3 protein-coding genes are annotated in these 10,796 nt (G+C 72.0%); all 3 read right to left on the reverse strand.

The genetic code is table 11. The features are described from left to right. Window positions 1–4,770 (reverse strand): type I polyketide synthase (locus tag DMH08_RS35870; protein WP_125620597.1); only part of this gene is annotated, 4,770 nt, incomplete at its 3' end. 58 nt (window positions 4,771–4,828) lie between these two features. Continuing rightward, the gene (locus DMH08_RS35875; RefSeq protein ID WP_125620599.1) at window positions 4,829–9,586 is read right to left on the reverse strand and encodes a type I polyketide synthase; all 4,758 of its coding nucleotides are present in this window, start codon (window positions 9,584–9,586) and stop codon (window positions 4,829–4,831) included. A 45-nt stretch (window positions 9,587–9,631) separates the two neighbouring features. Next, window positions 9,632–10,796: beta-ketoacyl reductase (locus DMH08_RS35880; protein WP_125620601.1), on the reverse strand; the 1,165-nt coding region annotated here is incomplete at its 5' end.

Below are 10,796 nucleotides of genomic sequence, written 5' to 3' on the forward strand. Positions count from 1 at the left end.
CTCCCGCCCGTAGGTAGTGCGGATGTCCCAGCCGCGGTAGTCAGGGAACCGGCTGATCGCGTCGGTGCCCTCGGAGAGCAGCTTCCAGAGCAGTTCGGGGGTGACGGCGCCGCCCGGCAAACGGCACCCCATGCCGACGATGACGATCGGGTCGTCGGCGTCGGCGTCGGCGTGCGCGCGACGCGGGGCGGCGGCCGGTTCGGCCGCCTCGACGGCGGTGCCGAAGAGTTCGCCGAGCACGTGCGCCGCGAGAGCCGTGACGGACGGATAGTCGAAGACCACGGTCGACGGCAGCCGCAGGCCGGTGATCTCGCGGAGCCGGTTGCGCAGCTCCACCGCCATCACCGAGTCGAAGCCCATGTCGCGGAACGCCTGGTCGGGGTCGACCTCTTCGACGTCGGCGTGCCCGAGTGCGGCGGCGGCCTCAGCACGGACGGCGGCGACGGCCGCCTTCCGCCGCTCACCGGACGGCAGCGCGGCGAGCCGGCCCGGCAGTTCGGCGCCCGCGGTGTCGGGGCGTACGCCGTCCCCGTCCTCGCCGTCCCGGACGCGGACGGCGTCGGGGAGCACGGCCAGCAGCGGGCTGGGCCGGTGCAAGGTGTAGACCGGGACGAACCGGTCCCAGTCGATGTCGGCGAAGACGAGCAGGCCGTCGCCGTCGTCCAGCGCCTGCGCGAGTCCCTCGATGCCCGGCTCGGGGGCCATCGGCCGCAGCCCGGAGGCGCTCAGCTGCTCCCCGGCCCGTCCCGCGCCCATTCCTCCGCCGCCCCACAGGCCCCACGCCACCGAGGTCGCGGCCAGCCCGGCGGCGCGGCGGCGCTCGGCCAGGGCGTCCAGGGCCGCGTTCGCCGCGGCGTACCCCGCCAGCAGCCCGCTCCCCCACGCGGCGGCTCCGGAGGAGAACAGCACGAACGCGTCCAGGTCCAGGCTGCGCGCCACCGACAGCTCGTGCAGGTGCAGGGCGCCTCCGACCTTCACCTCCGCCGCCTGCTGCAGGTCCTCGGCGGTCAGGTCGGCGACCTGCGCGCCGTGGCCGGTGCCCGCGGAGTGCACCACGCTGGACAGCGCGGGACCGGTCGCGGCGATGTGGTCGAGCAGTGCCCCGGTCGCCCGGCGGTCGGCGACGTCGCAGGCGACCACCTCGACGGCTCCGCCGCGGCCCGCCAGCTCGGCGGCCAGCGCCGCGACGCCCGCGGCGGACGGCCCCGACCGGCTGGTCAGCACCACGCGTCCGGCGCCCCGGTCCGCCAGCAGCCGCGCGGTGCGGCCGCCGATCAGGCCCGTCCCGCCGGTGACCAGCGCGGTGCCGTCCGCCCGGAAGGGCGCGGCCGGTGCCGCGTCCTGCCGTGGCGCCCGCACCAGCCGGCGCGCGAACGCGCCCGTCCCGCGCAGCGCCACCTGGTCCTCGCCGCCGGGCCCGGCCGCGAGCAGCCCGGCCAGCCGCGCGCCCGTCGCGCCGTCGAACTCCTCCGGAAGATCGACCAGGCCGCCCCACTGCTCGGCGTGCTCCAGTCCGGCCGTCTGCCCCAGCGCCCACACCTGCGCCTGCGCCATACTCGGCACCTCGCCCGGCGACACCGCGACCGCGCCGCGCGTCAGCGCCCACACCGGCGCAACCAGATCCGCGTCGACCACCGCCTGGATCAGCGCCGTGGTCGCCGCGAGACCGGCCGGGACCGGTCCGCGACCGGGCAGCGGGTCCTCGTCCAGGGCCAGCAGGGACACCACTCCCGCCACATCGCCGATCTCCCGCAGGACCGCGGCGAGCGTCGCGCGGTCGGCGTCGTCGATCTCCACGACGCGGACCTCGACGCCGAGCGCCCCCAGGGCGCGGGCGACCTCCCCTGCGTGCTCCCTCCCGTCCCGGCCGGACACCACCGGCCACGTACCGGACGGCACCGCGTCCGGCAGTTCACCGAGCGGCTGCCACGAGATGCGGTAACGCCAGTCCGCCACCCGCTCCCGCGCCGCTTCGCGGGCCGCCCGCTCGGGGAACTCCGGCCAGTAGCGGCGGTGCTGGAACGCGTACGTCGGCAGCTCGACGGTGCCGTGCCCGTCCACGCGTGCCGGGAGCAGCGCCGTCCAGTCCACGGCCGCCCCCTGGACGTACGCCTCGGCGAGCGAGAGCAGCAGGCGCCGGGCGCCGCCGTCGTCGCGCCGCAGCGTCCCGACCGCGACCGGGAACCGCTCGTCGAGGGCATCGGCGATGGCGGGGGTGAGGACCGGGTGCGGCGACGCCTCGATGAACACGCCGTGCCCCGAATCGGCCAGTGCCCGGATGGCGCGGTCGAACTCGACGGTCTCGCGCAGGCTGGCGTACCAGTACTCCGGCGTCAGCTCCGGCCCCGACAGCACGGCACCGCTCATCGCCGACACCATGGGAATCCGCGCCTCACGGGGCTCGATCCCTTGCAGGACCGAGACGATCTCGTCCTTCAGTTCGTCGATGTGGGCGCTGTGGGAGGCGTAGTCGACCGGGATCGTCCGGGTGCGGATCTGCTCGCCGCAGGTCTCGGCCAGCTCTTGCAGGGCGTCGGCGTCCCCGGACACCACCGTGGCGGACGGGCCGTTCACGGCGGCGACCGACAGGCGGCCGTCGAACGAGGCGATACGCCGGCGGACGGCATCCACCGGTTCGGCGATCGACAGCATGCCGCCGCGCCCTGCGAGCGCACGCAGCGTCCGGCTCCGCAGGGCGACGACCTTCGCCGCGTCCGCCAGGGAAAGGCTTCCGGCGACGGCGGCCGCAGCGATCTCGCCCTGGGAGTGGCCGACGACCGCGTCCGGGACGACGCCCCCGGCCTCCCAAACGGCCGCCAGCGAGACCATCACGGCCCACAGCGCCGGCTGGACCACGTCGGCGGCCTCGAACCCGTGACGGCCCGCAAGGACGTCGTCCAGGTCCCATCCGACGAACGGAGCCAGAGCCTCCGCGCACTCCGCCAGCCGTGCCGCGAACACCGGCGACGCCTCCGCCAGCTCGCGCCCCATACCGACCCACTGGCTCCCCTGACCGGGGAACACCAGCACCGTCCGGCCGACGCCGTTCGAGGGGACCTCACCCGTCACCACGTCGGGGCCGGGCCGACCGGTCGCCACCGCGTCGAGACCCTCGAGCAACTCGGCGCGGTCCGCGCCCAGCACCACCGCGCGCCGCTCGAACGTGCTCCGGGTGGTGACGAGGGAGCGTGCCACGTCGGACGGTTCCAGGTCCGGATGCGCCCGAAGGTGCTCGCTCAGTCTGGCCGCCTGGTCCGCGAGGGCGGACGATGATCGTCCGGAGACGGCGATCGGGAGCGCGCCGAAGTCCCCGAGCGGCTGCGGCGTCGCGTCCTGGTCCTGGTCCTGCTCCTCCTCGTCGGAGGCTTCGTCCGCGAGGACGTCCTCGCCGGGAGTCTCTTCGAGGATGATGTGCGCGTTGGTGCCGCTGATACCGAACGCCGAGACGCCGACGCGCCGCGGCCGGTCGGCCGGCGGCCACTCGGCGGGCTCCTGAAGGAGCCGGACGTTGCCGGCGGACCAGTCCACATGCGGGGTCGGTTCCACCGCGTGCAGCGTGGCCGGAAGCATCTCGTTGCGCAGCGCCAGCACCATCTTGATGACGCCCGCGACACCCGCCGCCTGCTGCGCGTGCCCGATGTTCGACTTGATCGAGCCGAGCAGCAGCGGGCGCTCGGCCGGGTGCCCCTGCCCATAGGTCGCCAGCAGCGCCTGCGCCTCGATCGGGTCGCCCAACGTCGTCCCGGTACCGTGCGCCTCCACCGCGTCCACGTCGCCCGTCGTCAGGCGGGCGTTGGCCAGCGCCGCGCGGATCACCCGCTGCTGCGACGGGCCGTTCGGTGCCGACAGGCCGTTCGAGGCGCCGTCCTGGTTGACCGCGCTCCCCCGGATCACCGCCAGGATCCGGCGTCCCTTGCGCCGAGCGTCCGAAAGGCGCTCCAGCACGATGACGCCCGCGCCCTCGGCCAGGCCCATCCCGTCGGCGTCCGCGCCGAACGCCTTGCAGCGACCGTCCGCCGCCAGGGCGCTCTGCTGCGAGAACCCCACGAACTCGCCCGGGTCCACGATCACCGTCACCCCGCCGGCGAGCGCCACCGTGCACTCGCCGGACCGCAGCGACTGCACCGCGAGGTGGATCGCCACCAGGGACGAGGAGCAGGCGGTGTCCACCGACACCGCCGGGCCCGTCAGGCCGAGCGTGTACGACACCCGGCCGGACAGGACGCTCATGGCCGTGCCCGTGATGAGGTGCGCCTCCGAGCCCGTGAAGTCGCCGCCGGACGCCGCGTACCCGGAGGGCGCGGCGCCCGCGAACACGCCGGTGGCGGTGTCGCGCAGGTCCACCGGGTCGATTCCGGCCCGTTCGATGGCTTCCCAGGACGTCTCCAGCAGCAGCCGCTGCTGCGGATCCATCGCGAGCGCCTCGCGCGGACTGATCCCGAAGAACCCCGCATCGAAGTCACCGGCCCCCGAGATGAAGCCGGCCCTGGCGACGTCGCTGGTGTTCTTGGCGTCCGGGGCGGAGTCGAAGAGCGTGTCGAGGTCCCAGCCGCGGTCGGTCGGGAAGCCGCCTACCGCGTCCCCGCCCGAGGACAGCAGCTCCCACAGCTCCTCGGGTGTGCGGACACCGCCTGGATAGCGGCAGGCCATCCCCACGATCGCGATCGGCTCCCGCTCCCGCTCCGTCACCTCGCGCAGCCGCGCCCGCGTGCTGCGGAGCTTCGCGGTCGTCTGCTTGAGAAAGTCGAGGAGCTTTTCCTCGTTCTGCATTTCGTTACGCCCTTCGACCTGTTTCAAGAGTGGGGTTGGCGCTGATCTACCGGCGGGCTCAGTCGAAATCGGGATCGTCGAGTTCGTTCTCCAGCAGGGCGAACATCTCGTCGGCGGTGGCTTCCTGAAGCGCCCGCCCCCCGGCCTTGCCGTCCGCCTTGTCGATTCGGTGGTTCCGGAAACGCTGGATGAGCGCTTCCAGACGGTCGACGATCTCGGTGCGGGCCGTCTCGTCCGCCGGATCCAGCCCGGCGGCGAGACGTTCGAACTCGTCGAGGACGGCGGAGTGCCCGATCGGCTCGCGCCCGGAAAGCTCGGAGAGGAGGAAGTCGGCCATGGCCTCCGAATTCGGGTGGTCGAAGACCACCGTCGCCGGAAGACGAATCCCTGTTGCGGTGTTCAGCCGGTTGCGAAGTTCGACCGCGGTCAGTGAGTCGAACCCCAGCTCACGGAACGCACGCGACGCCACGATCTCCTCGGCCGACTCGTGCCCCAGCACCGCGGCGGCGTGGGAGCGGACCAACTCCACCACGGTGCGCCGCCGCTCCGTCGCCGGCATCCCCGCCAGCCGTTCGGCGAACTCACCACGGCCACCACCGGCCGAGGTCGACCCCGCCGTGCGCGCGTCCTCATCGGCTTCGTCGCGGGCCTCGGGAATCGTGTCCAGCAGCGGGCGCGGGCGGGCCGCGCGGAAGACCGGGGCGAACCTGTCCCATTCGACGTCCGCGACGGCGACGAAGGTTTCGTCGTCGGCCAGCACCTCGCCCAGCACTCGCAGTGCCCGGCCGGTCTCCAGGAAGTTCATCCCCTGCCGGAGGAGTCGATGCGGAGTCACCCGTCCCGGAGCCTGGTCCATCACCACGTCGACGGCGTCCCAGTCGCGGGTGTTCCACACGCCCCAGGCGATCGAGGTGCCCGGCAGGCCCCGGGCGCGACGGTCCTCGGCCAACCCGTCCAGGAACGCGTTCCCGGCCGCATAGGCGGCGTGATCGTTGCTGCCCCAGGTCGCCGAGATCGACGAGAACAACACGAACTCGTCCACGCCCAGATGAGCGGTCGCCTGGTCCAGATGGACCGCGCCCGTGGCTTTCGCGCCCAACGCCGCCGCGAGCCCCTCACGCGTGGTGTCCTCCACCCGCGCCAGGAACGGTGTGTTGGCCGAGTGAAGCACCGTCGACAGGCCCGGACCGGAGTCTTCGATCCACGAGACCAGACCCTCCACCTGCTCCCGCACCACCAGGTCACAGCCGAGAACATCGACGTCCGATCCCGCGTCCGCCACTGAGGCGGCCAGCGCGGCAACGCCCGGCGCGGACGGCCCCGACCGTGACGTCAGCACCACGCGGGCGGCGTCATGCTCGGCCAGCCAGGGGCCGATGCACACACCGATCGAGCCGGTGCCGCCGGTCAGCAGAACCGTCCCGCGCGGCGACCACGGCTCGGGCTCCGACCGCCGGGCCTCAGCACGAACCAGACGACGCAGAAACGTCCCCGACCCCCGCACCGCGACCTGATCCTCGACACCATCGGCAAGAACCCGGACGAGCCGCGCACCGGCCTCAGCGTCCACCACCGGCGGCAGATCGATCAGACCACCCCACCGGTCCGGATGCTCCAGACCGACCGTCCGGCCGAAACCCCACACCTGCGTCTGCGTCGGACTCGTCGTCACCTCGTCCGCACCGACGCTCACCGCACCCCGAGTCAGCACCCACACCGGCGCCTCGACACCGGCCCGACCCAGCACCTGGACCAACTCGACCGTGTCCGCCAGCCCGACCGGCACCAACGGATGGTCCGCCAGCGGCGACTCGTCCATGGCCAGCACCGACACCACACCGCTCCAGTCCTCGGCGGCGTTGTCCTCGTCGATGCGGTCCAAGGGCAGCTGGATGACTTCAGCCCCGTGAGTCGTCAGGGCATCGGCGATCACAGCGGCGTCGGGTGCGTCTCCGACGAGCAGCCACTTCCCGGACAGAGCGGCAGGGGCGTTCACGTTGGATCGCTGCCAGGCGATCCGGTAGCGCCAGTCGTCCGCCGAAGCCTTGCCCCGACCCGACGCCGGCGGCTCCGGCCAGTAGCGTCGCCGCTGGAACGCGTACGTCGGCAGGTCGACGGTTGCGCCGCCGCCGAGAACGCTCGCCCAATCCACAGGGGCGCCCTGGACATACGCCTCGGCCAACGAGGTCAGCAGCCGATCCGCGCCGCCCTCGTCCCGGCGCAGCGTCCCCACCGCTACCGGCGCCTGGTCCTCCAGGCTGTCGCTGATCGCGGGGGTGAGGACCGGATGCGGAGACGACTCGATGAAGACACCGTGCCCCGAGTCGGCCAGCGCCCGGATGGCTCGGTCGAACTCGACCGTTTCGCGCAGGCTGGCGTACCAGTACTCCGGCGTCAGCTCGGGGCCGTTCAGCCACTCGCCGCTCATCGCCGACACCATCGGGATCCGCGCCTCACCCGGCCGAATCCCCTGCAGGACTGAGACGATCTCATCCCGAAGCTCGTCGATGTGGGCGCTGTGCGAGGCGTAATCCACCGGGATCACCCGGGTGCGGACCTGCTCGCCGCACGACTCCACCAGCTCCCGCAGGGCATCGGCGTCCCCGGACAGCACCGTCGCGGACGGGCCGTTGACCGCAGCGATCGAAAGGCGCTCCCCGAAGGGCTCGATGCGCGCACGGACGTCGTCGGCGGGCTCGGCGATCGACAGCATCCCGCCACGCCCCGCCAACGCCTTCAGCGTCTTGCTGCGCAGCGCGACGACCTTCGCCGCATCCTCCAGCGAGAGAATCCCGGCGACGGCGGCCGCAGCGATCTCACCCTGGGAATGCCCCACGACTGCGTCCGGATGCACACCGGACACCTCCCACACGGCGGCGAGCGAGACCATCACCGCCCACAGCGCAGGCTGCACCACGTCGGCGGCCTCGAACCCGTGACGGCCCGCAAGGACGTCGTCCAGATCCCACTCCACATGAGGTGCAAGGGCCGCCGCGCACTCCGCCAGCCGCGCCGCGAACACCGGCGACGCCTCCGCCAGCTCACGCCCCATGCCGACCCACTGACTCCCCTGCCCCGGAAACACCAGCACCGTCCGGCCCACACCACCGGGAATCACCGAGCCCGTGATCACACCGGGCCCAGGCTGCTGCGTCGCCACCGCCGCCAGGCCCGCGATCAGTCCGGTGCGGTCGTCGCCAAGCACGACGGCCCGGTGCTCCAGCGCCGCACGCGTCGTCGCCAGCGACCAGGCAACATCGCCCACCGGCAGCTCCGGGCGCGCCAGCACATGCTCCCGCAAACGACCCGCCTGACCGGCAAGAGCAGAGGCGCTACGCCCCGAGACCGTCCACACCCATGCCGGTGACGAGAACACGGAGGGAGCTTCGTCGTTCGGCTGCGGCTCGACTGAGTCAGGTGCTTCAGGTCCTGCAACTCGCTCTGCTTCTTCGAGGATGATGTGGACATTGGTGCCGCTGACGCCGAACGCCGACACACCCGCCCGGCGCGGCTCTTCACCCGCAGGCCACTGCACCGCTTCCTGCAACAGCCGCACGTTCCCGGACGTCCAGTCCACGTGCGACGAGGGCTCCTCGGCGAACAAGGTCTTGGGCAGCGTGCCGCGCTGAAGAGCCAGCACCATCTTGATCACACCCGCGACGCCCGCCGCGCACTGCGTATGACCGATGTTCGACTTCACCGACCCCAGCCACAGCGGCCGGTCCTCGGTGCGTCCCTCGGCCTGGCCGTAGGTCGCCAGCAGCGCCTGCGCCTCGATCGGGTCGCCCAGCGTCGTCCCGGTCCCGTGCGCCTCCACCGCATCCACGTCCGACGCCGACAACTGCGCATTGGCCAACGCGGCCCGAATCACCCGACGCTGCGACGGACCGTTCGGAGCCGCCAGACCATTGGACGCACCGTCCTGATTGGCGGCAGTGCCCCGCACCACCGCCAAGATGCGACGTCCGTGACGACGCGCATCCGACAGCCGTTCAAGGAGCACCACGCCCGCGCCCTCACCCCACCCGATCCCATCGGCCTCATCGGAGAACGCCTTGCACCGCCCACTGGAGGCCATGCCGCCCTGCTGCGCGAACTCCATGAACGCACCCGGCGACACCATCACCGCCACACCACCGGCCAACGCCATCGAGCACTCACCCGACCGCAACGCCTGCACCGCCTGATGCAACGCCACCAACGACGACGAACACGCCGTATCCACCGTCACCGCCGGGCCCGTCAAACCCAGGCAATACGAGATTCGGCCCGACGCGACCGCCGACACCGTCCCGATCAACCGATAACCATCAAGGCTTTCGTCGTCGGTTGGAAGGCTGCCTTCGTAACCTGCGTGGCTCGCTCCGATGAAAACTCCGGTCGACGAGCCGTGCAGCGACTTCGGATCGATCCCCGCCCGCTCGATCGCCTCCCACGACGTCTCCAGCAGCAGACGCTGCTGCGGATCCATCGCCAACGCCTCACGCGGACTGATCCCGAAAAAGCCCGCATCGAAATCGGCCGCGTCGTAAACGAATCCGCCCTGGCGCTGGTATCCCTGGCGTTTGCCGAGTTCGTCGTCGAACACCTCCCAGCCACGATCGGTCGGGAAACCGCTGACCGCGTCGGTTTCCGCGACGAGGAGGTCCCAGAACTGGTCGGGCCCGGTCACGCCGCCCGGATACCGGCAGCCCATCCCCACGATCGCGATCGGCTCGCGGGCACCGGACTCGAGCTCGCGGACCCGTTCGCGGGCTTCATAGTGATCGGCCGCCAGTTTCTTCAGGGCGTCCAGCAACTGCTTTTCATCCGCCATGACGGCCCTTTCGCAACGTCGTCCCAATTCGAGAACCAGTGATCATCACGAGGACCCCAGTTCCTTGTTGATGAAGTCGAGGACCTCGTCGGCCGAGGCCACGTCGAGCGCGCCGGCGACCTCCTGCCGTCCAGTGGCGGGGTGGCCCGTTTCCGAGGCGGCCCCGTCGGAACTACTGCGACGCAGCCACCGGGACAGCATCGTCTGCAGGTGTTCGGTGACGTCCTTGCGCGCGTCGGAGCCGCCTTCGACGGATTCCAGCTCGGAAGCCAGACGTTCTAGAGCTTGCAGAACCGGATCGCCGACCTCGTCCGCGCCACCGCCGGCACCCAGCTCGCTTCGGAGGTAGTCCGCGAGTGCGGCGGCGTTCGGGTAGTCGAAGACCATGGTCGACGGGAGCTTGACCCCCACCGTCTGCGACAGGCGGTTGCGCAGCTCCACCGCACCGGCGGAATCGAGTCCGAGGTCCTTGAACGCCTGCTGCGGGAGCACGTCCTCGGCGGAGCCATAACCCAGCACCGCGGCGACGTGGCCACGGACCAGTTCGGTCAGGATCAGTCGCTGTTCGGCGCCCTGCATTCCGGCGAGGCGGCCGGCCCACTCACCGACACTCTCCTCGCCCCCAGCAGCTGCCACGTCGGCAGCCAACGCCTCCTTGACCTCGGCGATCTCCGACAGCAGCGGGCTGGGTCGGTGGAGGGTGTAGGTCGGGACGAACCGGGGCCAGTCGAACCCCGCCACCACCACAGCGGTCTCGTCCGCATCCAGCACCTGGCCGAGAGCCAGCATGCCCCGTTCCTCGTCGATCCCCTCCATCCCGAAGCCGCGCAGCCGCTCACCGCCCGCGCCCGAGGCCATACCGACCCCGGCCCACAACCCCCACGCCACCGAACTCGCCGTCAGGCCGCGGGCACGCCGGTCCACCGCCAGCGCGTCCAGGTACGCGTTCGCCGCCGCATACCCGCCCAGACCGCCGCTGCCCCACACACCCGCGCCAGAGGAGAACAGCACGAACGCGTCCAGCTCACGCCCCGCGGTCACCTCGTCCAGCACCGCCGCGCCACCGGCCTTCGCCGACAACAACCCCGCCAGATCGGCCGGCTGCAAGTCCTCGACCGCAACACCGCTTCCGACACCCGCCGCGTGAACCACCGACGACAACCCCGGACCCGAACCGTCGATCCACCCGACCAGATCCTCGACCGCAGCA

The organism is Actinomadura sp. WAC 06369 (assembly GCF_003947565.1).
Lineage (GTDB): Bacteria > Actinomycetota > Actinomycetes > Streptosporangiales > Streptosporangiaceae > Spirillospora > Spirillospora rifamycini.

Coding starts and splice junctions, on each gene's coding strand:
- DMH08_RS35875 (WP_125620599.1), bottom strand. CDS start 9,586: ATGGCGGATGAAAAGCAGTTGCTGGACGCCCTGAAGAAACTGGCGGCC.